This window comes from Rhizobium sp. Pop5, from assembly GCF_024721175.1.
Classification (GTDB): domain Bacteria; phylum Pseudomonadota; class Alphaproteobacteria; order Rhizobiales; family Rhizobiaceae; genus Rhizobium.
In genome coordinates, this window is record NZ_CP099399.1 from 4,254,984 (window position 1) to 4,278,671 (window position 23,688).

Annotated in this window: 29 protein-coding genes and 1 tRNA gene; 12 read left to right on the plus strand and 18 right to left on the minus strand. The window is 61.4% G+C overall.

What is annotated here, in order from left to right:
- Nucleotides 1-132: 132 nt before the first annotated feature.
- Together NE852_RS22975 and NE852_RS22980 are read left to right on the plus strand one after the other, a co-directional pair.
- Nucleotides 133-1,740: a GumC family protein gene (locus NE852_RS22975; protein ID WP_258156133.1), complete on the plus strand. Its 1,608-nt coding sequence runs from the start codon at nt 133-135 to the stop codon at nt 1,738-1,740.
- Nucleotides 1,741-1,801: 61 nt separating this feature from the next.
- Nucleotides 1,802-2,134: a hypothetical protein gene (locus tag NE852_RS22980; protein ID WP_008525144.1), complete on the plus strand. Its 333-nt coding sequence runs from the start codon at nt 1,802-1,804 to the stop codon at nt 2,132-2,134.
- A 36-nt stretch (nt 2,135-2,170) separates the two neighbouring features.
- On the opposite strand, the gene NE852_RS22985 is transcribed toward NE852_RS22980, so the two are convergent.
- The 11 genes from NE852_RS22985 to rfbF all read right to left on the minus strand — a co-directional run bounded on the left by NE852_RS22985 (nt 2,171) and on the right by rfbF (nt 12,342).
- Complete coding sequence (locus tag NE852_RS22985) at nt 2,171-3,328, minus strand: class I SAM-dependent methyltransferase (RefSeq protein ID WP_008525143.1); 1,158 nt, start codon at nt 3,326-3,328, stop codon at nt 2,171-2,173.
- Nucleotides 3,325-4,185 (minus strand): phytanoyl-CoA dioxygenase family protein, encoded by an 861-nt coding sequence (locus NE852_RS22990; protein WP_008525142.1) that lies wholly within the window; start codon nt 4,183-4,185, stop codon nt 3,325-3,327. Before NE852_RS22990 ends, NE852_RS22985 begins: the two co-directional genes overlap by 4 nt.
- On the minus strand, nt 4,182-4,907 hold the full coding sequence (locus NE852_RS22995) for a WbqC family protein (protein ID WP_008525141.1): 726 nt from the start codon (nt 4,905-4,907) through the stop codon (nt 4,182-4,184). Before NE852_RS22995 ends, NE852_RS22990 begins: the two co-directional genes overlap by 4 nt.
- 1 nt (nt 4,908) lies before the next feature.
- The gene (locus NE852_RS23000; RefSeq protein ID WP_128623527.1) at nt 4,909-5,451 is read right to left on the minus strand and encodes a GNAT family N-acetyltransferase; all 543 of its coding nucleotides are present in this window, start codon (nt 5,449-5,451) and stop codon (nt 4,909-4,911) included.
- Nucleotides 5,448-6,200: a cephalosporin hydroxylase family protein gene (locus NE852_RS23005; RefSeq protein WP_008525139.1), complete on the minus strand. Its 753-nt coding sequence runs from the start codon at nt 6,198-6,200 to the stop codon at nt 5,448-5,450. Before NE852_RS23005 ends, NE852_RS23000 begins: the two co-directional genes overlap by 4 nt.
- Before the next feature lie 29 nt (nt 6,201-6,229).
- Entirely contained in the window at nt 6,230-7,378 is a 1,149-nt protein-coding gene (locus tag NE852_RS23010; RefSeq protein ID WP_258156134.1) for a DegT/DnrJ/EryC1/StrS family aminotransferase, read from the minus strand.
- A gap of 123 nt (nt 7,379-7,501) precedes the next feature.
- Nucleotides 7,502-8,746, minus strand: a complete 1,245-nt coding sequence (locus NE852_RS23015; protein ID WP_008525125.1) for a glycosyltransferase family 2 protein — start codon at nt 8,744-8,746, stop codon at nt 7,502-7,504.
- Nucleotides 8,743-9,285 (minus strand): dTDP-4-dehydrorhamnose 3,5-epimerase, encoded by a 543-nt coding sequence (gene rfbC, locus NE852_RS23020; RefSeq protein WP_008525123.1) that lies wholly within the window; start codon nt 9,283-9,285, stop codon nt 8,743-8,745. Before rfbC ends, NE852_RS23015 begins: the two co-directional genes overlap by 4 nt.
- Nucleotides 9,282-10,517, minus strand: a complete 1,236-nt coding sequence (locus NE852_RS23025; protein ID WP_008525122.1) for a class I SAM-dependent methyltransferase — start codon at nt 10,515-10,517, stop codon at nt 9,282-9,284. Before NE852_RS23025 ends, rfbC begins: the two co-directional genes overlap by 4 nt.
- Entirely contained in the window at nt 10,514-11,578 is a 1,065-nt protein-coding gene (gene rfbG / locus NE852_RS23030; RefSeq protein WP_008525120.1) for a CDP-glucose 4,6-dehydratase, read from the minus strand. Before rfbG ends, NE852_RS23025 begins: the two co-directional genes overlap by 4 nt.
- On the minus strand, nt 11,569-12,342 hold the full coding sequence (gene rfbF, locus NE852_RS23035) for a glucose-1-phosphate cytidylyltransferase (RefSeq protein ID WP_008525118.1): 774 nt from the start codon (nt 12,340-12,342) through the stop codon (nt 11,569-11,571). Before rfbF ends, rfbG begins: the two co-directional genes overlap by 10 nt.
- Nucleotides 12,343-12,673: 331 nt before the next feature.
- Between rfbF and NE852_RS23040 the strand changes: the two genes are divergently transcribed.
- Complete coding sequence (locus NE852_RS23040) at nt 12,674-12,970, plus strand: DUF982 domain-containing protein (protein ID WP_008525116.1); 297 nt, start codon at nt 12,674-12,676, stop codon at nt 12,968-12,970.
- A gap of 196 nt (nt 12,971-13,166) precedes the next feature.
- Here NE852_RS23040 and NE852_RS23045 read toward each other — a convergent pair.
- Nucleotides 13,167-13,253: transfer RNA gene (locus tag NE852_RS23045), tRNA-Leu, on the minus strand.
- Between the two features lie 167 nt (nt 13,254-13,420).
- Here NE852_RS23045 and NE852_RS23050 point away from each other — a divergent pair.
- Nucleotides 13,421-13,834 (plus strand): BA14K family protein, encoded by a 414-nt coding sequence (locus tag NE852_RS23050; RefSeq protein WP_008525114.1) that lies wholly within the window; start codon nt 13,421-13,423, stop codon nt 13,832-13,834.
- Between the two features lie 7 nt (nt 13,835-13,841).
- Here NE852_RS23050 and NE852_RS23055 read toward each other — a convergent pair whose 3' ends face one another.
- Nucleotides 13,842-14,135: a SelT/SelW/SelH family protein gene (locus tag NE852_RS23055; protein ID WP_258156135.1), complete on the minus strand. Its 294-nt coding sequence runs from the start codon at nt 14,133-14,135 to the stop codon at nt 13,842-13,844.
- A 127-nt stretch (nt 14,136-14,262) separates the two neighbouring features.
- Between NE852_RS23055 and NE852_RS23060 the strand changes: the two genes are divergently transcribed.
- The gene (locus NE852_RS23060) at nt 14,263-15,000 is read left to right on the plus strand and encodes a type 1 glutamine amidotransferase (protein WP_008525110.1); all 738 of its coding nucleotides are present in this window, start codon (nt 14,263-14,265) and stop codon (nt 14,998-15,000) included.
- Nucleotides 15,001-15,011: 11 nt separating this feature from the next.
- Nucleotides 15,012-15,560: a sugar O-acetyltransferase gene (locus NE852_RS23065; RefSeq protein ID WP_008525109.1), complete on the plus strand. Its 549-nt coding sequence runs from the start codon at nt 15,012-15,014 to the stop codon at nt 15,558-15,560.
- A 45-nt stretch (nt 15,561-15,605) separates the two neighbouring features.
- Here the strand turns inward: NE852_RS23065 and NE852_RS23070 are convergent, their stop codons facing one another.
- Nucleotides 15,606-16,034: a helix-turn-helix domain-containing protein gene (locus NE852_RS23070; protein ID WP_008525108.1), complete on the minus strand. Its 429-nt coding sequence runs from the start codon at nt 16,032-16,034 to the stop codon at nt 15,606-15,608.
- 156 nt (nt 16,035-16,190) lie between these two features.
- Here NE852_RS23070 and NE852_RS23075 point away from each other — a divergent pair, with 156 nt between their 5' ends.
- The 3 genes from NE852_RS23075 (at nt 16,191) to NE852_RS23085 (ending at nt 18,129) form a co-directional block, all read left to right on the plus strand.
- Nucleotides 16,191-16,568 (plus strand): MFS transporter, encoded by a 378-nt coding sequence (locus NE852_RS23075; RefSeq protein WP_245270550.1) that lies wholly within the window; start codon nt 16,191-16,193, stop codon nt 16,566-16,568.
- Nucleotides 16,525-17,583, plus strand: a complete 1,059-nt coding sequence (locus tag NE852_RS23080) for an MFS transporter (RefSeq protein WP_245270549.1) — start codon at nt 16,525-16,527, stop codon at nt 17,581-17,583. The genes NE852_RS23075 and NE852_RS23080 overlap by 44 nt, the downstream gene beginning before the upstream one ends.
- A 93-nt stretch (nt 17,584-17,676) precedes the next feature.
- Nucleotides 17,677-18,129, plus strand: a complete 453-nt coding sequence (locus NE852_RS23085; protein WP_037170986.1) for a GFA family protein — start codon at nt 17,677-17,679, stop codon at nt 18,127-18,129.
- A 2-nt stretch (nt 18,130-18,131) separates the two neighbouring features.
- Here NE852_RS23085 and NE852_RS23090 read toward each other — a convergent pair whose 3' ends face one another.
- The 4 genes from NE852_RS23090 to tenA form a co-directional block, all read right to left on the minus strand.
- On the minus strand, nt 18,132-18,431 hold the full coding sequence (locus NE852_RS23090) for a CcdB family protein (RefSeq protein ID WP_008525105.1): 300 nt from the start codon (nt 18,429-18,431) through the stop codon (nt 18,132-18,134).
- A complete protein-coding gene (locus NE852_RS23095) occupies nt 18,431-18,661 on the minus strand; it encodes a type II toxin-antitoxin system CcdA family antitoxin (protein WP_007634006.1) in 231 nt (76 codons plus the stop codon). The genes NE852_RS23090 and NE852_RS23095 overlap by 1 nt, the downstream gene beginning before the upstream one ends.
- A 58-nt stretch (nt 18,662-18,719) precedes the next feature.
- Nucleotides 18,720-20,552 carry a translation elongation factor 4 gene (gene lepA / locus NE852_RS23100; RefSeq protein ID WP_258156136.1) on the minus strand — a complete coding sequence of 611 codons (1,833 nt, stop codon included), beginning with the start codon at nt 20,550-20,552 and terminating at the stop codon, nt 18,720-18,722.
- A 77-nt stretch (nt 20,553-20,629) separates the two neighbouring features.
- Nucleotides 20,630-21,328, minus strand: a complete 699-nt coding sequence (tenA, locus tag NE852_RS23105) for a thiaminase II (protein WP_008525090.1) — start codon at nt 21,326-21,328, stop codon at nt 20,630-20,632.
- 137 nt (nt 21,329-21,465) lie between these two features.
- Between tenA and NE852_RS23110 the strand changes: the two genes are divergently transcribed.
- The 3 genes from NE852_RS23110 (at nt 21,466) to NE852_RS23120 (ending at nt 23,680) form a co-directional block, all read left to right on the plus strand.
- Nucleotides 21,466-22,035, plus strand: a complete 570-nt coding sequence (locus tag NE852_RS23110) for a helix-turn-helix domain-containing protein (protein WP_008525088.1) — start codon at nt 21,466-21,468, stop codon at nt 22,033-22,035.
- 25 nt (nt 22,036-22,060) lie between these two features.
- The gene (locus NE852_RS23115; protein WP_164841420.1) at nt 22,061-22,579 is read left to right on the plus strand and encodes a GNAT family N-acetyltransferase; all 519 of its coding nucleotides are present in this window, start codon (nt 22,061-22,063) and stop codon (nt 22,577-22,579) included.
- 75 nt (nt 22,580-22,654) lie between these two features.
- Nucleotides 22,655-23,680 (plus strand): histone deacetylase family protein, encoded by a 1,026-nt coding sequence (locus tag NE852_RS23120; RefSeq protein WP_008525085.1) that lies wholly within the window; start codon nt 22,655-22,657, stop codon nt 23,678-23,680.
- Nucleotides 23,681-23,688: the final 8 nt, after the last annotated feature.

Genomic DNA, 23,688 nt, shown 5'->3' on the forward strand with positions numbered 1-23,688 from the left:
CATCCTCGCAATCGCGGCAAAATGCAACATCAGCGTCTCCATCTGATTTTAACGGTCCGTTAGCTAAGAATTTCTAAAGTCTCAGCCACCTCGGCTTCAGTCTTTCACGCTGGGCGGGACACGAGTGCGCGTATGAACCAGTATGACAGGAACAGGGTAAGCCGGCTTCCCGGCTGGCGCAGTTATGAGCCGTCTCAGACTGCGCCGGAAGGCGTGCGCATGCGCAGCCCCGTCGTCCGTCCGGATGATTTCGCCCGTCCGGCGCCCGAACCTGCCCCGCCCCCCTTCGTCTCGCCCGCAAGTGTTGCCGAGCCCCGCCGATACGAGCGCCCGGCGCCTCAGCCGGTTGAGCGGCCCGCCGTGGATACGTCGTCCAACGCAGCGCCCGCAGCTGTCGCGCCGCTGATCGATCTTCGTTCCAGCATTGCCGCGATCTGGAGCCGCCGGCTGATCGTGCTCGGTCTGGCGTTGCTCGGAGCTATCGGCGGCGCAGTGGTCGCGCCGCGCATCGCGCAGAAATACACTGCAGTCAGCAGCCTTTATTTCGACCCGCGCCAGGTCGGTCTTGCCGATGCCGGGACGCAATCCTCGGGGCCTTCACCGGAAATGATCTCAGCGCTGATCGACAGCCAGGTGCAGATCCTGACTTCGGGCAATGTGCTGCGCCGCGTCGTCGATACCATGAAGCTCGACCAGGATCCCGAATTCACTGGCGGCAGGACGGATGGCGCCGCCGTGGTCGGTGCTCTGCAGAAGGCGCTTGTGATCACGCGCCAGGCCAGCACCTATGTCGTCTCGCTAGCCGCCACCACGAACGATCCGGAGAAATCCGCAAGACTTGCCAACCAGGTCGTCACCTCCTTCACCGAGGAGGAAAACAGCGCTTCGAACGGCCTCTACGAAAACACCTCTTCGACGCTCGACGGACGGCTCAATGATTTGCGCCAAAAGGTGCTGGAAGCCGAACAGGCCGTCGAAACCTTCCGCGCCGACAACGACATGGCCGCGACCGAAGGCAATCTGATCTCCGATCAAAGGCTCGCCTCGCTGAATGCGCTCTTGGTGACGGCGCAGGAAAAGACCATTCAGGCGAAGGCGCGCGCCGATGCCGTCGCCAATCTCCGTGTTGAAGACATTGTCGCCGGCAACCAGACGGAGGGGGGCGCCACCTCGCCGCTCGTCAGCCTGCGTCAGCAATATGCCACCCAGGCCGCCGCCGTCGGCAGCCTCGAAAGCCAGATGGGCACGCGGCATCCGCGCCTGCAGGCGGCTCGCTCCTCGCTCCAGAGCATATCAGGCGAAATCAGGGGCGAATTGCAGCGTCTCGCCACCTCGGCGAGAGGTGAATATGAGCAGGCCAAGGCAGCCGAGGACAGCGTCGCCAAGGAGCTCGCCGTTCAGAAGGCGCTGCAGGCTGGCATCTCGGACAAGCAGGTGGAATTGAACGAATTGCAGCGCAAGGCCACCGCGGCGCGCGATATTTACGAGACAGTGCTGAAGCGCTCCAGCCAGACGAGCGAGGAGCAGAGCCTCAGCCAAAGCAATATCCGCGTCATCTCGCCGGCCGAGTCGCCGGTCAAGCCCGATGGGCCTGGAAAGAAGATCCTGCTGGTCGCCGGCATCATCGGCGGCGCGCTCGCCGGTTTCTTCCTCGGCGCAGCTTTTGCAATCCTCGCCGGCTTCTTCGGCCATCCCGTCATTAGAAGTTATTTCCGGAAATCGTCCGCCCGGGCCGCTTGATGACTGCCGTCGGTTTTCCTACATCCAGGAGAGGCGGTTTGTCGCTGGCAGGAGAGTTCCCATGCGGCCGTTGATGATGCTTCTGATATCGCTCGTCGCCCTGTCCGGTCTCGCCCCGGCGTCCGCATCGGCCGTCGACTGGACGAAAGCCGTCAAATCGGACGTCCAACCCCTCTACCCCTACAAAGGCCTTCCCGGCGTCAAGGCGCAGCCGGACAAGAAGGAAGAGGAATCCTATAACTGCCGCACCGAAACCGTCCAGATCCGCCGCCGCCACGACGAGATCTTCCGCTCGGGCGGCATGCCGACGCTGGTATATGTCTGCGACCGCGACGGCTTCGTTACTGCAGGCGAGAAGGTGCCGCTCCGCGGTCATTACCAGCCGGTGCGGTGAGAGCCGGGTACGAAAACGCCGCCGGCCAGTTCGCTCTCAGGGATCCAGCCAGACCAATTCCAGGCCGGCCCTCTGTAGATAAGGCATGCTGCCAATCGCGGCGCGAGCCTTTAGAGGGTTGAGGCCGATGAACAGCGCCTCCGCATCGTCGGCGATTGCATTCGGCGCGATCACGGGGTAGCCGAAATGCTCCGTATTCTGTAAGCCCGGGTTCTGGTCAAGGAAAGCGGTCAGCTCGACATCATTGCCGATACGGCTGTAAATCCAGCTTCCATAGAAGCCGGCGCCATAGATCGTCACTTTGCGCCCGCGGAAGGTGCCAGCTCGTTTCTCGAGATTGGCGGCAGAGATCCGCCAGAAATCGCAGATCTCCAGCCCACGCTCGACAGCCTGCCGCACGAGAGCGGTATCCTGCTCCTGCCTGACCGCCGTCTCGCTACGTATCGCAACTGCAAAGAAGGCGCCCGGAAACGACGTCGTGTCGATCAGCGATACTTCGAAGCCGCCAGCGGCAAGGGCTCGACGTAGCGAGGCTTCGCTGAAATGATTGACGTGGTCCGCCACCGTCATGTCGCCAGGATTGGCCGAAACGTCAGGCATCGAAAGCAGCAGCGTGCCGTGCGGCTTCAGCAGCTTGCGTATCCCGCGAATGAAACCGACCGGATCGGCCACGTGCTCGATCACGAAATGGCTCATCGCTGCATCGAAGCGGTCGTTCCATGCTTCCGGTACCTCATAAGCCGCCTGTGCATCCGGCGCGATCCAGCCATTCCAGGCTGAAGCATAGTCGGTTGAAACATCGAAAACATGAGGCTCGATATCGGGCCTCGCGGCGACGATCTTGCGTAGCGTATCGGCCTTTGCCGCGCCGTAGTCCAGAAGCTTCGCTCCCTGCGGAAGGTCAAGCAGACTGCGTGCAATCTCGGCCTGATGGTCCGTCCGGTAAATCACGGCGCCGTCGGGCTTGACCGCAAAGATCTGGTCATGGCTCTCGCTGTTCAGCGAAATGCGGTAGCCAGTATCGTAGAAGGTATCGATATCGGGAATCTCGTCGCACTGCGCGTGGCCGCATCCGTTGCAGACATAGACGCGTGTCGGAACATCGAGAAGGGTCATGATGGAGGTGAGGGCAGGCGCCGGTGTCTCATAGGCCGGCGCCGCAATCCTCCCACCGCAGACGCGGCAAGCCGTCATTCCGCCGCCTCGCGCTGAACGGAAAGCTCCGGAAGCACGTCGGCGAATTTCACGCCGGCGGCAAAGGAGCCCTTCCAGCCGATGCGGATGCCGACCGGCTCAAGGTAGTTGAAATAGCGGAACTGGATGCTCCAGCGCGGCGTGGTCGAGACGTTGTGGCCTGACTGATGCAGCGTCAGGAAGTCCATCAGCACGAGGTCGCCAGGATTCGTCAGCGGCGCGACGTGTTTGTAGCGGGCGAGGCGCTCTTCGGCGCGGTCGAGATGCAGCGCATAGGCACCCGTTTTGCCGGCGCCGGCATCATCTTCGTAAACGGGAACCAAACCTTCAGCATGCGAGCCTTCGGCAATCTGTACCGGCCCCATGTCCTGCGTGACCGGCAGAAGCGGCGTCCAGAAGACGACGCCGTCGACGCTGCGCAGCTGGCCGGGAAATTCCTGATGCCATTGAGCGCGGAACTTTTCTTCCCCCGGATTGTCGATGCGGATGCCGTAGCCGCCGGCGGCAATGCCCGGAACGCTGTCCGGACGCAGTGCCTTGAAGGCTTCGTCATTGGCGATGTTGGTGACGAGGCGCATGAAGGCGGGGATCTGCTTTATCGCGTCATAGACCTCGCCGCCCCATGAGCGGTCTTTGGCAATCAGCTTCGGATAGGCGATTGTCATGGCGTCATGCGTGGTTTCGGTCGGGGCGTCGACGCCGTACTTCCTGCAGATCACTTCAAGGATCTGGCGGATGCCTTCCTGGATCGGCGCGATGTCGGCGGCCGGATCATAGAAGCCCCGCATGACGAGGTAGCCCCGGGTACCAAAATCAGCGCGCAGGCTCTCAGTGATCGTTGCGTTTGCGTTTGTCATGATGTGACCGTTTCCTCCTTTAGGAAGTCTTGCCACGCTACCGTGGCCGGGATGAGACAGTTACGCGCCTCTGGGCCCACTCGGGCGATGAGATCAAGCACGGAAACATAGGGGGTGAACGTGCCAATTGGTTGAGGCCAGGGCGCGCGGCTATAGTTCATGTATTCCACATGCACCCCGGCGCGTTCGAAGGCCGTGTGGTCGAGATAATTCGCCGCGCCGTGACCTGTGAGATAGCGGGTGCCGCTGGCCTTCAGCACGATATCGAGCACCCGCTGCCAAGAGGTGCCCTCGACGTTCATCTCGCTGGTCTTCTCGATCTTCCGGTTCTCGCCAATGCCGAGATAGCGGGCGGGTTCCTCAATACTGGCGATCAGCAGCTCAAGTAGGGAGGAATGGCGATAGACGCTGTCGAAAATCGAAAGCGCGTCGTCGATGTAGGGTGCGCCAAGCAGCGATTGGCGCAGCAACGCGCGGTGGCTTGCTTTCCAGTCACCGCCCGCCGCAGTGAGTTCGGAAATCTTCTGAAAACTACCCTTGCCGGCAAGCGGGATCGTCATCCAGCAACGGTCATTGCCGTGCAGAAGCTGAATGCGGTTGGTGAAACTGCCCTTCGAAAACTGCGTGTCGTCGAGATAAATATAGCCGTCGGCGATCATCAGCTGCTCAAAGAAGCCCGGCCACGGAAACAGCATCGGTTGGGTAATGACGACGGCAGTCATGTCACTCGTCCTCCAGCCGTCGCTCGAACAGCATCACGTCGTGCGTCATGCCGTTGGCGTCGATGAAATGCGCTTCGAGAACACCCACCTCGCGATAGCCGAGCGATAGATGCAGCCCGATGGAGGCGGCGTTGCCGATGTCGATTTCGGCCATCAGCTTGCGAAGGCCGAGCACACGGCAAGCATGGAGCCCAAGCTCGACAAGCGCCGCGCGTCCGAGCCCCAGGCCGCGTGCCTCCTCCGCCAGGACGATGCCGCCGTAGCCGAACGCGTTCCGGTGATGGACTTGGGCAATCTGCACATAACCGGCAGCCTTGCCGCCGTCCCGATTTTCGACAATGAGAAATGCTCCGCCTGCCTCGGTGCGCCGCCGTTCGATCCAGGCGTCGAGCGCCGCATCGTCGACCGCATCAGGCACCGTCAACAGGAGCGACTGGAGCGCGCTGTCGCGCCGGAGCGAAAAGAGCAGCGGCCGGTCGCCATCCGTTACTGGGCGCAGTCGGACCGACGCCTGACACGGAGCATGGCGATGGTTCTCCATCATCCCCGGACACACCTGATGTAACCGCCCGGCGAGCTGGAAAGCACCAGCTTGCCGTTCAGTACTTCGTCAGTTTCGAAACGGTCGGTTTCCTTGAGATAAGCATTGAGCGCCGCGTAGGGCTCGTCTCCCGGATACCAGATCTTCGAACGCTTGGTCGGCGTCTGCGACATGTCTCCGCGGCCGAGCAGCGTATCGGCGACGACGACATACTGGCCCTCGGTGACCAGCGGACCGTAGCAGCGCAGCTCATCGAGCACGTGGTCACGGCTATGGTCGCTGTCGAGAACGATCATGACGGAGGCGCCGGCCGGGATTTCGGCCTTGACCTTGGCAAGCGTCTCGGCCGTCGTTGACGGACCTTCAATCAGTGTGATCAACGGCGAGAGCGGGTGTTTCTCGATGGAATCGCGGTTATGGGCGCGGATGTCGATGTCGACTCCGATTACCTTGCCCTTGCCGATCACCTTCAAAAGCGAAGCCATGAAGATCATCGAGCCGCCGCGAGCTACGCCCGTCTCGATGATGACGTCGGGCTTGGTATTCCAGATGACTTCCTGGGTGGCCATCACGTCGGCTGGCATCTGGATGATCGGAACGCCCATCCAAGACCAGAGATAGGCGTAATCATACTTGTCGAGTGTCACAAGCGTGTTCAGCGCCTGCTGGAAGGCATCTTCGTCCTTGCCGAGCGCGAGAGCCATTTCGCGCTTGCGGGCTTCGAATTCGAGGCGATCGTCCATGGTGGTCATAACTCTGAAACCTTCTGTCTATTCTGCGCTCAGGCCGACTGGCGGAGGTGAACGGCGCTGTTGTCCTGATGGCTGCGGACCACCGAGGTCAGCGTTTCCGCCACGCGATCGATATCGGCCTCGCTCATGTCATGGTAGCTCGGCAGGTTGATCGCTCGCTCCGGAATGCTCCAGGCGTTGATGTTGGCCGGCTTTTCTTCGAACATCGAAAGGCTGGAAAGCGGGTGGAAGAAGACGCGTGCATCGATATTGGCGGCTTCGAAGGCCTGCTGCAGCATTTCGCGGGTGATGCCTGTGGCAGGATGGAAGACTGCCGTCGGCATCCACGCGCCGTTGATCGTGCCCGTATATTCCGGGTTCATGCTGATGCCGTTAAGCGTCGAGAGGCGCACCATATAGGCGGCGAGAATTTCCCGCTTGCGGGCGACGAGCTCCTCGATGCGCTCCAGCTGGGCGCAGCCGATCGCCGCCTGGACGTTAGACATCTTGTATTTGAATCCGATGGCGTCCGGCCAGAACTGTTTCTTCTGACTGCGGGCCCGGCCGTGGTTGCTGAGCGTCAGCACCTTTTCGTAGAGATCGGCGTCGCTGGTGACGAACATGCCGCCTTCGCCAGTCGTCAGGGTCTTGGTGCCATGGAAGGAGAAGGTGCCGAAGGTGCCGATCGAGCCGGCGCGGCGGCCGTGCCAGACCGAACCGATCGCCTCGGCCGCGTCTTCGATCACGGGGATACCGGTGCGTTTGCCGATCTCGATCAGTGCATCCATGTTGCAGAGATTGCCGTAGATGTGCGTGGCGATGATCGCCTTGGTGCGCGGCGTGATGCTGTGTTCGACAGCAGCGGGATCGATGCACCATGTATCGGGCAGAACGTCGACGAAGACGGGGCTTGCGCCGAGATGCATGATGGGCGCCGCCGTCGCTACCCAGTTTGTATCGGCAAGGATCACCTCGTCGCCGGGGCCGATGCCGAGTGCGGCAAGCCCCATATGCATCGCGCCGGTGCAGCTCGATGTCGCGATCGCAAAGCCGCTGCCGAGATAGGCGCCGAATTCCCGCTCGAAGCGATTGATGTAATCGTAGCAGCGCGCGCCCCAGCCGTTTGCGGCCGCGTCGGCGGCATAACCGGTTTCCAGCGCGGTGATCGATGGTTTGGTGTAGAATATCCTGTTCGTCATGCCTTATTCTCTTGAGATGAGGGCCTGGAACTCGCAAAGCCGGGGCACATTATAATTGACTAACGCGTGAAACTGGCGCGAGGCTTAGCGTTGGCACCGCAGCGCTCCGCGCGGGCATTCACCTCAGATGATCACGTGCTGGATCAGGTCCCGCTCGCTAAAGATAAGGTTCGGCTTGTAGCCGAGTGCGACGAATTCGCTGTGGCGCGCCGCGTCGGCGATAAAAACAGCCGTGTGCTTCGTGCGTGCGGCATCATGGCCCGCCGCTTCCTCGATGACATCAACCTCCGTCGGCAGGCCGAGACCCCGCAGCATCTCCTCGATCGAGCGCCTGTCGGCGACGCCGCTCAGCATCAGCCGGCTGACGCCCTCGGTTGCGCCGACTTGATAGGCAAGTGTCTGGATCGCCACCATCAGCGGCAGCGAATCGCGGATATGAATGACCTCGGGATGGTCGGGCATGCCGCCGATCGCCAGGCGGGTATAAAGCTCGTAGGCCTTGATGAAATCCTTCCGTTGCGCCCAGAAGCGGAACGCGACGGCCATGCGGTTGAGCGTGAAGACCTTGCAGAGATCCTCGAAGACGACGCGGGCTTCGCGAGTCGTGGCAAGGTTGCCGCGCTTGGAGCCGATGTAGAGGAAATATTCGAGGCCGCCGCGATATTTGTCCCAGGAGGTCATGACGTCGTCATTGCCGGCCTGCTGACGGTTCGGCGCGATAGAGGAAACGGCGACAGAGCGGTAGAATGGCTGTTTCAGGAAGGCGACGGCCCCCTGCTCGAGGAAATGCGCGAGATAGGAGAAGGCCCAGAAGCAGAAATCGCGTGGGACCCAGGAAGACCGTAGCGCCGAGGCGCGATAGATGCCGATCTCCGGGAAGATATGGCGCTCGCAGATGAACTGGAACACGGCCGCAAAATTGCGCTGCTCGAACTTGATGTTCTGATCGATTGTATAGAATTGATGGAGATCGCGATCAGCGACCTCGTCGTAGAAGTACCAAGGGGCGTGGCAGGCGGCGACATCGGGATTGGCGTCCAGATAGGCCATCGCTGCCTCGACGCCGCTCGGGACCAGGAAATCGTCGTCGGCAAGGTAGATCGAATATTCACCGACCGCATGATGAAAGGCGCAGGCGAGGTTCGGGCCTGAGCCCCCATTAACGGCGCGGCGGTGATAGTGGATCGGCAGCCCCTTGGCGATGAATTCCTCAACGAGCTGGGTCGTATTGTCAGTCGAAGCGTTGTCCGAAATGACGATCTCGTATGGAAAGCTGAAATTATATGTCTTGCAGTGCTCGAGCGCGTTTCGCAAATAGGCTTCGCGATTATAAGTCGGGATGCAGATGCTGAGTTTGATGCCGCTCAAAGGCTTGTCTCCTGGCTGTAGCTCTCAAGCGCGGCGTCGCGCTCGCTGATGACGCTCGGCATAAACGGCCAGGCGATGGAAAAGGCGGGATCGTCCCAGCGGACACCGCGGGCAAGTTCCGGTACGTAGACTTCCGACATCTGGTAGAAGAGTTCGCAATCGTCTTCGAGCGTCAGGAAGCCGTGCGCGCAGCCGGCGGGTATGTAGAAGGCGTTGCGGCGGGTCGCATCGAGTTCGGCCGAGGCCCATTTGAGATAGGTCGGCGAATCCCGTCTGAGATCGAGCGCCACGTCGAAAACCTTGCCGCGCGTGGCGCGCACCAGCTTGATCTCCGGCCGGGGGGCGGCCTGGTAGTGCATGCCGCGCAAGGTGCCGCGCTTGTGGTTCTGCGAGACGTTGCATTGCGGATACACAGGCACGAGACCATGGTCTGCAAACGTCTTGGCGTCGAATGTCCGCGCAAACAGACCCCGTTCGTCGGCGCGCGCGTCGACTTCCACGACGAAGGCACCCGAGACCGCGGTCGGAACGAACTTCATCCGATCACCGTCAGTTCCGGCACTGCCACGGCAAAGCGTCCGCCCCAGGCGCCGACCCTGCTGTTGGCCGCCACTACTTCGTTCTTGATGTTCCAGGGCAGGATGAGAATGTAGTCCGGCCGCGTCTCGTCCATCTTTTCCGGCGCGTAGATCGGCAGCTTGCTGCCCGGCAGGAAATGGCCCTGCTTGTGCGGGTTGCGGTCGACGACGTAATCGATGAGGTCGGTGCCGACTCCGCAGAAATTCAGGAGCGTATTGCCTTTGGCGGCGGCGCCATAGGCAGCGACCTTCTTGCCGCGGCGTTTGGCGTCCGCGAGGAAGGCGAGTAGGCCATCCTTGATCGGCGCCACGCGGCTCTGGAAAGCCTCGTAAATCTCGACCTTGTCAAAGCCGGCCGCGGCCTCGTCGGCGCGAACCTTGGCAAGGCCGTGGCCGACTGCGTGAGTCGTGGACGTCGCACGGCAGGCAAGCACACGGAGACTTCCGCCATGGGTCGGCAGTTCTTCCACGTCGAAGACCTTGAGGCCGTGCGCCGCAAAGACTTTTTCGACCGCCAGCAGCGACAGATAGTAGAAATGCTCGTGGTAGACAGTGTCGAACTGGATGTTTTCTATCAGTTGCAGCAGGTGCGGGAATTCGACGCTGACGACGCCATCCGGCTTTAATACGGCCGAGAGCCCGCCAACGAAGTCGTTGATGTCGGGCACATGCGCCAGCACATTGTTGCCGATGACGATGTCGGCGGCAAGGCCACGAGAGACGAGATCTGCCGCCGTTTCCTTGCCGAAGAAGCGCGCTTCCGTGGGAACGCCAATCTGTCGTGCCACTTCTGCGACGTTCTCTGCGGGCTCGATGCCGAGCACCGGTACGCCTGCCTCGACGAAATGCTTCAGCAGATAGCCATCATTGCTCGCTACCTCGATCACTTGCGATGCTTCATCGAGGCCGAAGCGCTGACGCGCCATGACGGTAAACTGGCGGGCGTGCTCCACCCAGCTGTCGCTGTAGGAGGAGAAATAGGCATAGTGGCTGAAGATATCCTCCGGCGGGACAAAGGCATCGGCCTGCACCAGCCAGCATTGCGAGCAGACGAAGGCCCGCAGCGGATAAGACGGCTCGGGCTGCTTGAGCTGCTCCTCGGTCAGATAGGCATTGGCGAGCGGCGTCGAGCCCAGGTCGACAAAACGATGCATAAGCGGAGTGTTGCAGAACCGGCAATTATGCGCTGTCATGATAATGTTTCCTCATAAGCCGCGATCTGGCCGAGCGAGAAGGCGCGCATGTCGGCGTCCTCGCGGTTGGCCTTGTACCAGGCGGCTGTCCAGTCGATTGTCTGCTGCAGGTTGAGGCGTGGGCGCCAGCCGATGGCCGAGAATGCCAGAGCCGAACTCAAGGTAAGAGCAGGCGCTTCCGGCAGATGTTCTCCCGGCGCCGGCTTCCAGACGTCGTTCACGCCGTGGGCAAGGCCAAGCGCTTCCGCAAGTTCGGAAACCGTCGCGAAACTCTGAGGGTCCGGGCCGAAATTGAGGGCTTCGGGCAATTCCTCTTGGCGCGAAAGCGTCAGTGCTTCAGCGAAGGCGAGGTAACCGCCGAGGGGCTCCAGCACATGTTGCCAGGGGCGGATCGCTTCCGGATAGCGCAGCAGGATCGGCTGGCCGTTTTCGAAGGCGCGAATGAAATCCGGGATCAGCCGGTCCTTCGACCAGTCGCCGCCGCCGATGACATTGCCGGCGCGCACCGTCGCGACGCTGATGTCGCGCACCTTGAAGAAACTGTCCCGATAGCTCTGCACGACGAGCTCGGTGCAAGCCTTGGAGTTGGAGTAGGGGTCCTTGCCGCCGATCGTATCTGTCTCGACGAAAGGAATGCCGCTGCCGTTATTGGCATAGACCTTGTCGGAGGTGACGACGAGAACCGTCTTGACCGAGGGCGTTTCCCGCACCGCGTCAAGGACGTTCGCTGTTCCCATCACATTGGTCGCGAAGGTTTCGGTCGGATTTTCGTAGGAGCGCCGCACCAGCGCCTGCGCTGCCATGTGGATGACGATTTCAGGCTCGAAATCGATGAAATACGGCTTGAAAGCTGCCGTATCGCGGATGTCGGCGATGTGATGGCCGCGCCGATTCCAGGGCGCGAGCCGTTCATAGAGCGAGGGACTGGTTTCGGGTTCGAGCGAAACCGCGGCCACTTCCGCCCCGAGTTTTTCCAGCCACAACGAAAGCCAGGATCCCTTGAATCCCGTGTGTCCCGTCAGGAACACGCGCCGGCCATTCCAGAAGTCCGTCAGGCCCATATCTTCCACGGTGCCTTTCCGGAACTCCAGAGCTCCTCGAGCTGATGGCGCTCGCGGAGCGTATCCATTGGCTGCCAGAAGCCGTTATGACGGAACGCGGCCAGTTGCTTGTTGGCCGTCAGCCACTGCATCGGACCGGCTTCCCAGATCGTGTCGTCACCTTCGATGAGGTCGATCACCGAGGGGTGAAGCACGAAGAAGCCGCCATTGATACGTTGGCCGTTGTCCTTCGGCTTTTCAATGAAGGCGGTCACGACGTCGTTCTCGATGTTCGTTGCGCCAAAGCGGCCCGGAGGCGTCACCGCACACATCGTCGCCTTCAGTCCGTGGCTGCGATGGAATGCGATCTCCTCGGTGATGTCGATATCGGCGACGCCGTCGCCATAAGTCATGCAGAAGGGTTCGTTCGGGTTCAGATGGTCGCGGATGCGTCTGAGACGGCCTCCCGTCATGGAGCTCATGCCGGTATCGACGACGGTCACGCGCCAGCTGGGCTTTGAGCCCTTGTGATACTCGACCGTGTTGGTGGCGAGATCGACGGTGATGTCGCTGTGATGAAGGAAAAGGTTTACGAAATATTCCTTCAGCATATAGCCCTTGTAGCCGGCGCAGATGATGAAATCATTCAGGCCGTGATGGGCATAGATGTTCATGATGTGCCAGAGGATCGGCTTTTCGCCAATCTCGACTAGTGGCTTGGGGCGCACCGTTGTTTCCTCGGCGAGGCGCGATCCCAGACCACCGGCGAGAATTACGACTTTCATCCCAAGCGAACTCCAGAGTGTTTGGAAACGGTTACGGTTTCCGCGCGGCGCCCGGCGAGTCCGTCCGACATGCGGGGCTCTCTACAGGCGGAACGACCGTATGGTCATCCTGGTCCCGGTATCCGATTTCGTTCTTGTGCGAGGCTTGCGGGGTGTCGGGATAGGCAGCCGCGTTTCCCCGTCGCGCTGAACACCGCTTCCGCACCGGTCATCCAGCCGTTGCCGAGATCGTTCATGGAGAGCGGTCTATCGGATGACGAAACCGCCTCCGCCCGCCCTGGCATTCTTCTTGCATTGTTACTAATATTCTAACCCTTGGGGAGAAAGTGCCATGCAATGGAACACACCGGCGGATTTTGCGCCTCTTGTTTTCTTTCTCGGCGACCGGCGTCAGCACAAGATCGTCAGGACGCTCCGAGACGCAGCCGAAGTTTTGATGACGGACTGGCCGCTCGAAGATGGAGAGGAATATGTCACGGCCGTCAAGGCTTGCGCTGACGCCATTACAGGGCAGGCCGGAATGGACGAGTTGAGGGAATTGCTTCTCAGCGCCGCCAGAGAAGCCGGCATTGCGGTTCTGTCGGTTATCTCAGACAGCAGGAAGACGACACCACACATGGCTGCGTGACAAGCCATTGGACCAGACGATCATGCGCCGGCCGATGGTTCGAGGTGTCCTTGCGATAATTTGGCTTCCGCCATCGGAGGCTTGGAACCAGGCATCCAGGCAAAGCGCGTCGTCCATGGCCTTTGTTACAAAGTGCCAACCGCGCAACCTGGTTAAAGACTTAACTCCTTGATCTCGGTAGCGATCAAGAATGGAATGGTGCCCAGAAGAGGACTCGAACCTCCACACCCTTTCGGGTACCAGCACCTGAAGCTGGCGCGTCTACCAATTCCGCCATCTGGGCGACGGAGAGCGATGTAAGGGGGCGGCTCCTGACTGTCAACTGGGTTTTTGAAGTTTTCCTGACAGTTGGTGAAAAAGCAGCCGATCACACGCGGGGAGGGCCGCAGGGCCGGCATAGCGCTTCGCCCAGCACGCCCTATATAAAGGAAATACCGAAAGGAATGCATCATGTTCGCTCCCTGCACGCTTCTGCTCGCCGGTCTTCTGGCTGTTTTCGCGCCTGCCGTGGCGGGAGCCGATTCGCTGAAACTGGGCAAGCCGGGGCTCGGGCCGGTCAATACGGGGTCGACGCTCTGCGATTTTCGCGGCTGCTTCGGTTTCGGGCCCCAGCAATGGCATCGCCCTGCCTATGTCCAGCCGAACTATCGGCCGAGTGGCGCGGGGCCGACCTATTATCTGCCGGGTGCCGCGGGGCGCCCCCAGCTGACCTATGATCCGCCGCCGGTGCGCCGTGTGCAGCCGCAGGATCCGAACAAGCACATCGCCTGGTGCACCAACGAATACCGCTCCTACAACCCGCGGACGGACCACTTTCTCACCTATGAGGGCGTCTACAGGGTCTGCCGCTCACCCTATCGCTGAGGTGCGGTCAGCTTTCGAGCGAAGCGCGGTCGACGTGGCCGAGATCGCGGCCGGGCTCGACGATGTCGCGGACCCGCTGCTTCAGCTCCTTCGGCCCGGGAAAGCCGCCGTCGCGCTTGCGCTCCCAGATGAGATCGCCGTCGACCCGGATTTCGAAATTTCCGCCGGTACCGGGGATCAGCGCCACTTCGCCGAGACTGTCGGAAAAGGTGTGCAGCAGCTCCTGCGCCATCCAGGCGGCGCGCAGCAGCCAGTTGCACTGGGTGCAGTAGAGGATCGAGACGCGGGCTTTTTCGGTCATGGCGTTTTCCTTCCGTTTGAGTTGGTTTAAGCCCTGCCGCATGCCCGCGCAATCACCCGCAGAAGCGTCTTGCGCGCTGCTTCCCGGCATGGTCTGTTTCCGCCGTCGGCCATATCGGGAAAAGCCTATGCGAGTCGCAGTCGTCGAAAACATGAGGAATACCGGCCTCGGGGTTCTTGCTGTCGCACTCGATGAGGCGGGAGCGGAGATTGAGTGGTTCCGGGTTTGGCAGGACGGCATCCTGCCCACGGGCATTTCAGATCATGACGCGCTGGTCGTTCTGGGCGGCGAGCAGAGCGCGCTGGACGACGAAACGCATCCTTATCTGCCCGAACTCGTGCGGCTGACGCGCCGCTTCGGCGATGCCGGCAAGGCCGTGCTTGGCATCTGCCTCGGCAGCCAGATTCTTGCCCGCGCCTATGGCGCCGACAATCTCTTAGGCGCCGCCCGCGAATTCGGCTGGCACGGGATCGGCGTCACCGCCGAGGGGCGGGCCGATCCGCTGCTGTCGGCACTGGGCGGCGAGTTCACCATCTTCGAATGGCATGCCGACACGTTTTCCCTGCCTGAGGGCGCAGTGCGTCTCGCCACGAGCCCCGTTGCCGAGAACCAGGCCTTCCGCATCGACCGCGCCGTCTATGGCACACAGTTCCATTTCGAGGCCAATTCAGCCGTCGTCGAGCAATGGAAGGCCGAATTCCCTGAGACGATCGAGCGCATCGCGCCCGGCTGGCTGGAGAATCACGCCGAACTGGCGGCGAGATATGCCGGAGCCGCCGATGCCGCGGGTCTTGCCATTGCCCGCGCCTGGGTCAGCCTCATCGGGCGGCAAGAGGTCCAAATGCTATCGCAGGCCTCTGCGTGAGGGGCGATGTCATGCCGGCAACCGAGCGCGAAAAGATGGCGGCAGGCGAATGGTATTGCTGCCTCGATGACGAGCTCGATCTCTTGCGCCGGCAGGCGCGTTTAGCCGTCCACGCACACAACACGCTGCCGCCGGACGAACGCGGCGCGATCGCGCCTGCCCTGAGGGTGCTCTTTGCCCAGACTGCGCCCGATATCTTCATCGAGGCGCCGTTTCACTGCTCCTACGGCATCAATATCACTCTCGGCGAACGCGTCTATTTCAATGCCGGCTGCACCATTCTCGATTCCGGCTCGGTGACTATCGGTGATCGCAGCATGTTCGGCCCCGGCGTGCAGATCTATTGCGCCGAACATCACAAGGACCCGGCGCTTCGCAGCACGGGCATCGAGATTGCCCGGCCTGTCGTCATCGGCCGTGACGTCTGGATCGGCGGCGGCGCGATCATCCTTGGCGGGGTGACGATCGGCGATGGAGCGATCGTCGGCGCCGGCGCGGTCGTGACGAAGGGTGTACCGGCTGGCGCTACCGTGGTCGGCAATCCAGCCTGCATTAGGTAACGCCCTCCATCGCAATGCGGGACCGGGACGGATATCGTTCGCCGGCTATAGGCCGTCGCCGGCTCGCATATCGTAGCGTTGCCGCGCGGCGATGATGTCCGCCTGGTTCTGCTCGGTCCACTGCACCAGCGAACGGATCGTCTCGTGCAGCGTGCAGCCAAGCGGGGTCAACGCATAATCGACCTTCGGCGGCACGACGGGATAGACAGTGCGCTCGATGATGCCGTCGCGCTCCAGGTGCCTAAGCGTCGTCGTCAGCATGCGCTGGCTGATGCCGTCGATATTCCTCTTCAATTCGGTGAAGCGAAGCGTGCGCTTTTCGAGCAGCGCAATGACGAGCAGCGACCATTTGTCGGCGATCCGGTCGAGGATCTGCCGAACCTCGCACTCCTCGCGCGCATCCCATTGCAGGACATCATAGTCCCTGTCGGTGCTGCAAATGTCACTCGGTGAGTTTGAAGTGCCTTCTTCCATGGCGTCGGATCATGTCCTAACTAAGCCTTGGTTACAAGAAGGAACTGAGGAATAAAAAGTAACTTTGCGCCTCGGCCCCGCTGTTTCCGCGCGTCAACCGAAGGAACGGATCCCATGTCCACCCCATCTTCCCCAACCAAAGCAACTGAAGGCCGCATGAGCGCCCGCGCAGCCGGGGCGCTGATCGTGCTCTGCGGCGCGATCTTCCTTGAAGGCATTGATGTCGCAATGCTCAACATCGCACTGCCGGCGATCCGCGTCGACGTCGGCCTGTCGACGACGACGCTGAGCGCGGTCGTCAGCGCCTATGTGTTGGGTTATGCCGGCTTCATGCTGCTCGGCGGCCGCGCCGCCGATATCTTCGGCAAGAAACGCGTCTTCCTGACGGCACTTGCCGTCTTCCTCGCTTTTTCCGGCCTTGGCGGCTTTGCGAGCGAGGGCTGGATGCTTTCTTCTCGCCCGCTTCGTCACCGGTGCCGCTTCCGCCTTCATGACGCCGGCCGGGCTGGCGCTCATCACCGCCAATTTCCCTGAGGGGCCGCAACGCAACCGGGCGGTGATGATCTATGCGTCGACGGCCTCGGCTGGCTTCTCTCTCGGCCTCGTCGCCGGCGGCCTGCTTGCCGCCATCGACTGGCGCTGGGTGTTCTTCGCGCCGATGGTGCTGGCTGCGATCCTCCTTGCCATCGGCCCGCGGCTCATCACAGACAGGAATGCGGGAACTGACCGCGGAAAATTCGATATTCCAGGCGCAATCGCGCTGACCGGCGCCATGCTGCTCGCCGCCTACGGCGTCATTCGGCTCGAACATCCGGGCGAGAGCACGGAATGGACGATCGCCGTCTTTGCGGCAAGCGCGCTGCTCTGGCTTGCCTTCATCCTGATCGAGCGGGCCTCGTCCGCCCCGCTGGTACGCCTCGGCATCCTACGTTCAGGCTCGCTGATCCGCGCCAATCTTGGCGCCTTGCTGTTTGCCGGCTCGTTTTTCGGCTTCCAGTTCATCGCTTCGCTTTATCTGCAGGAATTGCTTGGCTGGACGCCGATGCAGACGAGCTTGGCGCTGATGGCAATCGGTATCGATGCCGTGGTCGCGCCAATCCTGACCCCGCGGCTCGTCGACCGTTTCGGCAATGTCCGCGTCATCCTCGCAGGCTTTCTGCTCGCGCTCGGCTGCTATGGGCTGTTCTCGCGCATGGGCTTCGACTGGACCTATGCCGCGATGTTCCCGTCGATGCTGCTGCTCGGCCTTGCTTTCGCGCTCGGCTACGGCCCGCTGACCATCGTTGCGACCGATGGTATCGCCGAGGATGAGCACGGGCTTGCCAGCGGCTTGGTCAACACGGCGATCCAGTTCGGAGCGGCACTTGGCCTTTCCGGCGTCAGCGCCATCGCCGCCTATATGCTGGGTGATGCGGTCTCTCCTGAAGCTCGGCTGGAATCCCTGCGCGTGGCTCTTCTGGTGCCGCTCGCCGCCGCTGCGCTTGGCGCGCTCGTCATGGCGACGGGCTTGCGCGGCCGTGACGGCTCCCACCGCCAGGCCGTAGCCTGACGGAACCTGGCAAGGCCATCTCACTCATGGCCTTGCCATCTCGACAGCGGCGAAAGCTCCGCTAGATGAGAAGGCGAAACGGGGAGGAAAATCATGAGCAAGAGAACACTACCCATGGAAGGCGGCTGCCGCTGCGGCCGGGTGCGATTGAAGATCAGCGCCCCGCCGCTGCTGACCATGGCCTGCCATTGCACGGGCTGCCAGAGGATGACCGCGAGCGCCTATTCGCTGAGCGCCGCCATCCCCAGCGAAGGTTTCGAAGTTACCAAAGGCGAGCCCGTCATCGGCGGCCTGCATGGCGTCACCAAACATTACTTTTGCCCGCATTGCATGAGCTGGATGTTCACTCGGCCGGAAGGCATGGACTGGTTCGTCAACCTGCGCGTCACCATGCTTGACGACCCGAGCTGGTTTACACCTTTCATCGAGACATGGACGAGCGAGAAACTGGCATTCGCCGAGACGGGTGCGGTGCACAGCTATCAGGCGCTGCCCGCGATGGACGCCTATGAGGTGCTGGTGAAGGAGTATATGACGCAGAGTTGATATCAGAAGCCTTGGAAGAGAAAGTCCATGGCGCCGATGACGGCATCGCTTTTGCCCGATAGATCTGCGACGGCTTCTCCGACTTCCGCGGTCGGAATCGTTGCCATGCGCTGAGTGGCCATGACATAGATTTCACCTTCTATGGGAAAGTGCGGGTTTAGTCGCGAGATCGACCAGCTCAGTTCCTGGAACGGATACAACGGAACCATGATTCGCGTAGGCAGATCGTCAAGCAGTTTGGCTTGAAGATCGATGGCCAGGACATCTCCGCTCTTAAGGCGATAGACGTGAAAGCGCGCCATTAAAACTGACGGTACTTGGCAAACGGCAGGCCGTGTTTTTCAACATATTCATTTTCCAGCCGGATAGCCTCGGCATTCTCAATCCGCCATAGCCGCTCGCGCTCCGCCTTTATCGCCTTGGCGATGCCATCCTCCGCCGCCCGCGATATGTTGATCTTGAGTTCACGCGCCTGGGAGACGAGACCTTCGTCCAGAGAAAGGTTCGCTGCTTTCCTTGCCTGTTGAGCCATAGCGGTCTCCTTGATCTCATGCGCAGATCATATGCGCATGAGATGTCATTGAGAAGCGTTATTCGTCGCCCATCTTGAGCGCGGCGATGAAGGCTTCCTGCGGAATCTCCACCTTGCCGAACTGGCGCATGCGCTTCTTGCCTTCCTTCTGCTTGTCCAGAAGTTTGCGCTTGCGGGTGGCGTCGCCGCCGTAACACTTGGCCGTCACGTCCTTGCGCAACGCCGAGATGGTTTCGCGGGCAATCACGTTGCCGCCGATCGCAGCCTGGATCGGGATCTTGAACATGTGCTTCGGAATCAGCTCCTTCAGCCGCTCGCACATGTCACGGCCGCGCTTTTCGGCCGCGGTGCGGTGCACGAGCATCGAGAGCGCATCGACCGGCTCGCCGTTGACCAGGATCGACATCTTCACAAGGTTGCCTTCGCGGTAGCCTTCCATGTGATAGTCGAAGGAGGCATAGCCCTTCGAGATGGATTTCAGCCGGTCGTAGAAGTCGAAGACGACTTCGTTGAGCGGCAGCTCATAGGTCACCATTGCGCGGGTGCCGACATAGGTCAGTTCGGTCTGGATGCCTCGGCGGTCCTGGCAGAGCTTCAGGATGCCGCCGAGATAATCGTCCGGCGTCATGATTGTCGCCTTGATCCAAGGCTCGCGGATCTCGGCGATCTTGACGACATCGGGCATGTCGGCCGGATTGTGGAGTTCGCGCTCGCTGCCGTCGGTCATCGTCAGCTGATAGACGACGGAAGGTGCGGTCGCGATCAGGTCGAGGTCGAATTCGCGCTCGAGCCGCTCCTGGATGATTTCAAGATGCAAGAGGCCGAGGAAGCCGCAGCGGAAGCCGAAGCCGAGAGCAGCAGACGATTCCATCTCGAAGGAGAAGGAGGCGTCGTTGAGGCGAAGCTTGCCCATGGCGGCGCGCAGATCTTCGAAGTCGGCGGCATCGACCGGAAACAGGCCGCAGAAGACCACCGGCTGCGCCGGCTTGAAGCCCGGTAGGGCTTCGGCGGTCGGGCGCTTGTCCTCGGTGATCGTATCGCCGACGCGCGTATCGGCCACTTCCTTGATCGAGGCGGTGATGAAGCCGATCTCGCCGGGGCCGAGGCTGTCCACATTGACCATCTTCGGTGTCAGCACGCCGACGCGTTCCACCTGGTACTTCGCATCCGTGCCCATCATCCGGATCGTCTGCCCCTTGGTCAGGACGCCGTCGATGATGCGCACGAGAACCATGACGCCGAGATAGGTGTCGTACCAGCTGTCGACGAGCAGGGCCTTCAGCGGGGCCTTCTCGCCGCCGGGGCTCTTCGGCGCCGGCAGCTTGTGGACGATCGCCTCCAGCACGTCGGGAATGCCGAGGCCGGTCTTTGCCGAAATCAATACAGCTTCTGAAGCGTCGATGCCGATCACTTCCTCGATCTGCTCCTTGATGCGGTCGGGTTCGGCCGCCGGCAGGTCGATCTTGTTGAGAACGGTGACGAGTTCGTGGTTGTTGTCGATCGCCTGATAGACGTTGGCAAGCGTCTGCGCTTCCACGCCCTGGCTGGCATCGACAACGAGCAGCGAGCCCTCGCAGGCCGACAGCGAGCGCGAGACTTCATAGGCGAAGTCGACGTGGCCGGGCGTGTCGATCAGGTTGAGGATATATTTCTCGCCGTTGTTTGCCTGGTAATGCAGGCGCACGGTCTGGGCCTTGATGGTAATGCCGCGCTCGCGCTCGATATCCATATTGTCGAGCACCTGCTCGGACATTTCGCGCTCGGCAAGGCCACCGGTCGTCTGGATCAGGCGGTCGGCCAACGTCGATTTGCCGTGGTCGATATGGGCCACGATCGAGAAGTTGCGGATATGGGACAGCGGAGTGGTCGATTTGGTGCTCATGCGCGCCATATAGCAGCGCCGCCCCCCGCCGCAAAGCGGTAATTATCCCGGAATTTACGCTATTTTGCGGGTCTGATGCAGGCGCGTCAGACCGGCCACGCCTCCAGCCGCCAGGCCGAATCCCAGAACATCCATTCATATTGAGAGGCGCGCACGAAAACGTCCATCATCTGAGCGCGTTCCGTCTCCGATGCAGCGCGGGCGGCGATATCGGTCAGCGCGATCACCTCGCGGGCGCCGGCGGCAAATTGCGGATCGCCATAGGTGTTGATCCAGGCTTGGAACACATTGCCCTCGATTGGCGGCCTGCTCTTGATACCTTCGCCGACATGCCAGTAGATCCAGAAGCAGGGCAGGATGGCGGATAGCGCAACGGCATAAGAGCTGTGATAGGCCGTCGCCAGAAGGAAATTCGTGTAGGCGAAGCAGGAAGGCGAGGGTTCGGCCGCAGTCACATCGGCGCTCGAAATGCCGAACTGCGTGAGGAAGCCGGCATGCAGTCCCTGCTCGACGATGATGGCCTTCTGCGCCGAACCGAGGAAGCGCAGCACCTGCGCGTTGTCGGGAGCCTTGGCCGCAACGATGGCGAGGCATCGGGCATAATGCTTGAGGTAGATCGCATCCTGCAGGATATAGTGGCGGAAGATCTCCGGCGGCAGCGTGCCGTCCGAGAGGCGGGTCAGAAGCGGCAACGCCTGGATCTCGACCATAACGGGCGCGATCCTGTGCCAGGCGGAGGTCGTGAAGCTTCCCGCCAGTTCCGTGTTCTCAGTGCCGCCGTCCATCGATTTCTCCATCCTTTGCGCTGTCATATATCGACGCTGTTGCGGTGAAAGCAAGGCGGTCCACCACTGCACGAAGAAGACTTGATTCCATCATCAGATCTTGTATTTCTCATATAATAGAATCGCGGATCATCAAGATGGAACAGGAACTCGAACAGGCGATCGGCATTCGCATCCGCACCCTGCGGCTGGAAAAGGGCCAGACGCTGGATGAGCTTGCCGCCGCTTCCGGCGTGAGCAGGGCGATGATCTCGCGCATCGAGCGGGCGGAAGCGAGCCCGACTGCCTCGCTGCTGGCAAGGGTCTGCGCTGCGCTCGGCCTGTCGCTTTCGGCCTTTTTCGCGGAAGAGGGGGAGCAGGCATCGCCGCTCGCCCGCCGCCACCAGCAGCAGGTTTGGCGCGACCCCGAAACCGGATATCTCAGACGCGCCGTCTCGCCACCGGGCACGGCATCGGATGTCGACATCGTCGATGTCGAATTCCCTGCCGGCGCGCGGGTCAGTTTCCCGCCACATGCGGCAAGCCGTGGCATGACGCAGCACGTCTGGCTTTTTGACGGCGAGCTGGAAATGACTGTTGGCGAAATCGTTCACTGCCTCAGGCCCGGCGACTGCCTCTTCATGCCGGTCGGCGACGGCCACGTCTTTCATAATCCGGGCCAAGCGCCGGCACGCTATTGCGTCGTGCTCAATCGCGCCGGCCGCTAATTCACACGTTGTTTTCCAGGAGACCATCATGTCGATCCGCCTTCTCTCCGCCGAAGAGGCCCACGCCGCCATTCCCGACCTTTGCGAGGTGCTTGCCGATTGCGTGAATGGCGGCGCTTCGGTCGGCTTCATGCAGCCGTACGCACCTGCGGATGCGGAATCTTATTGGCGTGGTGTCGCCGAAGCTGTGGCGGACGGCGCTACCTTGCTCCTCGTCGCCGAAATGGAGGATAGAATTGTCGGCACCGTACAGGTGGGCGCAGCCCAGATGCCGAACCAGCCGCATCGCGGCGATCTGAAGAAGCTGCTCGTTCACCGCTCGGCTCGTGGTCACGGTCTGGCGCGTCTGCTGATGGCGATGGCCGAAAAGGAGGCTGCCCGTCGCGGCAAGACGATCCTCGTTCTCGACACGGCAACCGGCAGCGAGGCCGAAGCGATCTATCCGCGCCTCGGCTGGGAGCGCGTCGGCGTCATCCCCGATTATGCTCTGTGGCCGGAAGGCGGGCTTTGCGCGACGACGTTTTTCTACAAGCGGGTCGCCTGATTGCTCTCGACCGCATTGCTTTCTTGTCGGCGCTGCGTCGTGTAAATCTCGGGTTCAACAGAGGCAGGATCTGAAATGCGCGTCATCTATTCCGAAGACCATAAGCTGCGCGATGCCAGGACCGAGCTCCATGCCGGTCAGCTGGTGACGCCCTTCGAGGCGCCATTCCGCGCCGAGTGGATTCTGGCGGCGGTGAAGGAAGCGGGTTTCCAGGATGTCGTGGCACCAGATGCGCATGGGCTGGAAACGGCCCGAAAGGTGCACGATCCCGCCTATCTGGATTTTCTCGCTACCGTCTGGGATCGCTGGGTTGCGGCCGGCTTCGAAGGTGAAGCGATTGCCAACTCCTTCGCCGTTCGCCGCACCAGCCAGCGCGTACCAGACAATATCGTCGGCGCGATCGGTCACTATGCCAACGCGGCCGACACCTCGGTCACCAAGGGTTCTTACGAAGCGGCGATCGCCTCGATGCGCTGCGCGTTGACCGGCGCGGATTGGCTGAATGCCGGCAACCGTTTCGCTTTCGCGCTCTGCCGCCCACCCGGCCATCATGCCGGCATCGATCTCTTCGGCGGTTATTGCTTCATCAACAATTCAGGCAGTGCCGCCCAGCGTCTGCTCGATCACGGCGCGAAAAAGGTTGCCGTGCTCGATGTCGATTTCCATCATGGCAATGGCACGCAGGATCTCTTCTATCACAGAGGCGATGTCTTCACCGCCTCGCTGCATGGCGATCCCATGCATGCCTTTCCCTATTTCCTCGGCCATGCCGACGAGGAGGGCGAGGGAGAGGGCGCTGGCGCCAACCGCAACTATCCGTTGCCGCCCCACACGCCCTGGGAGGTCTGGTCTTCGACCCTTGCCGATGCGCTTGCCGGTATCAAGGCTTTCGGCGCTGAAGCGATCGTCGTGGCGCTTGGCGTTGATACTTTCGAGCGCGACCCGATCTCCTTCTTCCGGCTGAAATCGGAAGATTTCATTCGCATGGGAGAGATGATCTCGGCCGCCCGGCTGCCGGTCGTCGCCTGCATGGAAGGCGGCTACGGCGTGCCGGAAATCGGACTCAACGTTGCCAATGTCCTCAAAGGTCTGGAAGCCTGATCGCTTGA

Excerpts from the sequence above, each read along its gene's own strand:
- rfbC (WP_008525123.1), bottom strand. The coding sequence starts at position 9,285 with ATGAAGTTCGTTCCGACCGCGGTCTCGGGTGCCTTCGTCGTGGAAGTC.
- NE852_RS23070 (WP_008525108.1), bottom strand. The coding sequence starts at position 16,034 with ATGGAAGAAGGCACTTCAAACTCACCGAGTGACATTTGCAGCACCGAC.
- NE852_RS23075 (WP_245270550.1), top strand. The coding sequence starts at position 16,191 with ATGAGCGCCCGCGCAGCCGGGGCGCTGATCGTGCTCTGCGGCGCGATC.
- NE852_RS23005 (WP_008525139.1), bottom strand. The coding sequence starts at position 6,200 with ATGACCACCATGGACGATCGCCTCGAATTCGAAGCCCGCAAGCGCGAA.
- NE852_RS23000 (WP_128623527.1), bottom strand. The coding sequence starts at position 5,451 with ATGATGGAGAACCATCGCCATGCTCCGTGTCAGGCGTCGGTCCGACTG.
- NE852_RS22975 (WP_258156133.1), top strand. The coding sequence starts at position 133 with ATGAACCAGTATGACAGGAACAGGGTAAGCCGGCTTCCCGGCTGGCGC.
- NE852_RS23110 (WP_008525088.1), top strand. The coding sequence starts at position 21,466 with ATGGAACAGGAACTCGAACAGGCGATCGGCATTCGCATCCGCACCCTG.
- tenA (WP_008525090.1), bottom strand. The coding sequence starts at position 21,328 with ATGGACGGCGGCACTGAGAACACGGAACTGGCGGGAAGCTTCACGACC.
- NE852_RS23080 (WP_245270549.1), top strand. The coding sequence starts at position 16,525 with ATGACGCCGGCCGGGCTGGCGCTCATCACCGCCAATTTCCCTGAGGGG.
- NE852_RS23040 (WP_008525116.1), top strand. The coding sequence starts at position 12,674 with ATGCAATGGAACACACCGGCGGATTTTGCGCCTCTTGTTTTCTTTCTC.
- NE852_RS23050 (WP_008525114.1), top strand. The coding sequence starts at position 13,421 with ATGTTCGCTCCCTGCACGCTTCTGCTCGCCGGTCTTCTGGCTGTTTTC.
- NE852_RS23060 (WP_008525110.1), top strand. The coding sequence starts at position 14,263 with ATGCGAGTCGCAGTCGTCGAAAACATGAGGAATACCGGCCTCGGGGTT.
- NE852_RS22995 (WP_008525141.1), bottom strand. The coding sequence starts at position 4,907 with ATGACTGCCGTCGTCATTACCCAACCGATGCTGTTTCCGTGGCCGGGC.
- NE852_RS23120 (WP_008525085.1), top strand. The coding sequence starts at position 22,655 with ATGCGCGTCATCTATTCCGAAGACCATAAGCTGCGCGATGCCAGGACC.
- NE852_RS23090 (WP_008525105.1), bottom strand. The coding sequence starts at position 18,431 with ATGGCGCGCTTTCACGTCTATCGCCTTAAGAGCGGAGATGTCCTGGCC.
- NE852_RS23055 (WP_258156135.1), bottom strand. The coding sequence starts at position 14,135 with ATGACCGAAAAAGCCCGCGTCTCGATCCTCTACTGCACCCAGTGCAAC.
- rfbG (WP_008525120.1), bottom strand. The coding sequence starts at position 11,578 with ATGGGCCTGACGGACTTCTGGAATGGCCGGCGCGTGTTCCTGACGGGA.
- NE852_RS23025 (WP_008525122.1), bottom strand. The coding sequence starts at position 10,517 with ATGACAGCGCATAATTGCCGGTTCTGCAACACTCCGCTTATGCATCGT.
- NE852_RS22990 (WP_008525142.1), bottom strand. The coding sequence starts at position 4,185 with ATGACAAACGCAAACGCAACGATCACTGAGAGCCTGCGCGCTGATTTT.
- NE852_RS22980 (WP_008525144.1), top strand. The coding sequence starts at position 1,802 with ATGCGGCCGTTGATGATGCTTCTGATATCGCTCGTCGCCCTGTCCGGT.
- NE852_RS23065 (WP_008525109.1), top strand. The coding sequence starts at position 15,012 with ATGCCGGCAACCGAGCGCGAAAAGATGGCGGCAGGCGAATGGTATTGC.
- NE852_RS23095 (WP_007634006.1), bottom strand. The coding sequence starts at position 18,661 with ATGGCTCAACAGGCAAGGAAAGCAGCGAACCTTTCTCTGGACGAAGGT.
- NE852_RS23010 (WP_258156134.1), bottom strand. The coding sequence starts at position 7,378 with ATGACGAACAGGATATTCTACACCAAACCATCGATCACCGCGCTGGAA.
- lepA (WP_258156136.1), bottom strand. The coding sequence starts at position 20,552 with ATGGCGCGCATGAGCACCAAATCGACCACTCCGCTGTCCCATATCCGC.
- NE852_RS22985 (WP_008525143.1), bottom strand. The coding sequence starts at position 3,328 with ATGACGGCTTGCCGCGTCTGCGGTGGGAGGATTGCGGCGCCGGCCTAT.
- NE852_RS23085 (WP_037170986.1), top strand. The coding sequence starts at position 17,677 with ATGAGCAAGAGAACACTACCCATGGAAGGCGGCTGCCGCTGCGGCCGG.
- rfbF (WP_008525118.1), bottom strand. The coding sequence starts at position 12,342 with ATGAAAGTCGTAATTCTCGCCGGTGGTCTGGGATCGCGCCTCGCCGAG.